The sequence below is a fragment of the Halomonas sp. genome (genome assembly GCF_041689495.1).
Classification (GTDB): Bacteria; Pseudomonadota; Gammaproteobacteria; order Pseudomonadales; family Halomonadaceae; genus Halomonas.
On the sequence record NZ_JBDNGD010000147.1, the window covers coordinates 1 to 2,304 of the forward strand.

The following is a 2,304-nucleotide window of genomic DNA, read 5'->3' on the forward strand; positions in this document are numbered from 1 at the left end:
GTTGGCCGAGTCCAGGCCGTCTTTGCAGCAGGACCTCAACAGCAATTCATCGTCTGGGGAGGCTGGATCTTCGGGGGCCAATTCAATTGGCGCTATATCAATATTGATATATAATGATAGGCAAGACATCGAGATCGGCAAGCAGCGCTATAGCGAACTACCTGACTGAGCGATGACTGAACGACTGACGATACACTGACAGAGGAACGGTGCCCGCCATGGCCAACGAACGATTCGACAGCGTGTGGGATGCCATTGAAGATACCCCCGAAGAAGCCATGAACATGAGGTTGCGTTCCGAGCTGATGACTCAAATCACCAAACGCGTAGAGAACTGGGGCGTGACTCAGAAGGAGGCGGCCAACCGCCTGGGTATCACTCAGCCACGCCTGAATGACCTGCTTAACGGCCGCATCAACAAGTTCAGCCTGGATGCCTTGGTAAACCTTACCGGGCCTGCTCACTTCCACATAGAGCTGATCCTTGAGGATAAGGAGGCAGCTGTTGCCTGACGCCGGATGCGCCTTCGGCTTATCCGGGCGCCTTCCCATGCCCTGGAAATGGCCGGCTACCTTTCGTGTACCGGCAACGATTCATTACAAGGCATTCCGGGAGCCTCAATCGCGATAGACGGGGAAGCGGGCGCAGACCGCCGCGACCCTGGCCTTGATCTCGGCTTCCAGGGCGGCGGTGTCCTGGCCTTCGGCCATGGCGTCGAGGATGTCGCAGATCCAGCCGGCTAGGTCGCGGCATTCGGTCTCGCCGAAGCCGCGGGTCGTGACCGCCGGGGTGCCGATGCGCAGGCCCGAGGTGACGAAGGGGCTCTGGGGATCGCCGGGGACGGCGTTCTTGTTGACGGTGATGTGGGCGCGACCCAGGGCGGCGTCGGCGTCCTTGCCGGTGAGGCCCTGCTTGATCAGCGAGAGCAGGAAGAGGTGGTCCTCGGTGCCGCCGGAGACGATGTCGTAGCCGCGCTCGATGAACACTTTCGCCATGGTCTGGGCATTGGCGACCACCTGCTGCTGGTAGGTCTTGAACCCGGACTCCATGGCTTCCTTGAAGCACACCGCCTTGGCGGCAATGACATGCTCCAGGGGGCCGCCCTGCCCGCCTGGGAAGACCGCGGATTGCAGCTTCTTCTCGATGTCGGCGTCACCCTCGCTGGAGAGGATCAGGCCGCCGCGCGGCCCGCGCAGGGTCTTGTGGGTGGTGGTGGTGACCACATGGGCATGGGGCAGCGGGCTGGGGTAGACCCCGGCGGCGACCAGGCCGGCGACGTGGGCCATGTCGACCAGCAGGAAGGCGCCCACCTCGTCGGCGATCTCGCGGAATTTCGCCCAGTCGATGACCTGGGAATAGGCGGAGAAGCCGGCGATGATCATCTTCGGCTGGTGCTCGCGGGCAAGCTTTGCCACTTCCGCGTAGTCGATCAGGCCGCCCTCGCCCAGGCCGTACTGCACGGCGTGGTAGTGCTTGCCGGAGAAGTTGGGCTTGGCGCCGTGGGTCAGGTGGCCGCCGGCGTCCAGGCTCATGCCGAGGATGGTGTCGCCGGGCTTGATCAGCGCCTGGAAGACCGCGCCGTTGGCCTGGGAGCCGGAGTGCGGCTGGACATTGGCGTAGCTGGCACCGAACAGTTGCTTGGCGTAATCGATGGCCAGCTGCTCGACGATGTCGACATACTCGCAGCCGCCGTAGTAGCGCTTGCCGGGGTAGCCTTCCGCGTACTTGTTGGTCAGCTGGCTGCCCTGAGCCTCCAGCACCCGGGGGCTGGCGTAGTTCTCGGAGGCGATCAGCTCGATGTGGGCCTCCTGGCGCGCGACTTCCTTCTGCATCGCGTCGAAGAGGACATCATCGAAACCGGCAATCTGCATGTCACGGCTGAACATCGGCGGCAAACCTCGCATCACGGAGTATCTGGGGCCGCCATGATACCCCAGCCCACGGCGGCATTCATATGAAAGGCAATCATCCCGAGCCGCAGGCATTTCATCATCATGGCCACCCAATCATTGCCACAGTGGCGCTTTTCGTGGGAGGGCGGTTTACCGCGCGAGGGCGCTTTTCGTGGGAGGGCGGTTTACCGCGTGAGGTTGTGGCTGTGACGACCACTGAGGTCCCAACCAACCCCTCGCCCGGCTGAGCCGGCCTCCCACGAGGGTCAAACCCTCTCCGGCATAACAAGCCTCGAGCCCTGCATTGCCACAGTGGCGCCTTTCGTGGGAGGGCGGTTTACCGCGCGAGGTTGTGGCTGTGATAACCACTGAGGTCCCAACCAACCCCTCGCCCGGCATAGCCGGCCTCCCA

General features: G+C 63.0%; 2 protein-coding genes. One reads left to right on the forward strand and one right to left on the reverse strand.

Annotated elements, in window-relative coordinates:
* Positions 1 to 218: 218 nt before the first annotated feature.
* Positions 219 to 512, forward strand: a complete 294-nt coding sequence (locus ACESMD_RS05005) for a helix-turn-helix domain-containing protein (protein ID WP_372610919.1) — start codon at positions 219 to 221, stop codon at positions 510 to 512.
* Positions 513 to 617: 105 nt separating this feature from the next.
* On the opposite strand, the gene glyA is transcribed toward ACESMD_RS05005, so the two are convergent.
* Positions 618 to 1,886 carry a serine hydroxymethyltransferase gene (glyA, locus tag ACESMD_RS05010; protein WP_372610921.1) on the reverse strand — a complete coding sequence of 423 codons (1,269 nt, stop codon included), beginning with the start codon at positions 1,884 to 1,886 and terminating at the stop codon, positions 618 to 620.
* Positions 1,887 to 2,304 lie beyond the last annotated feature (418 nt).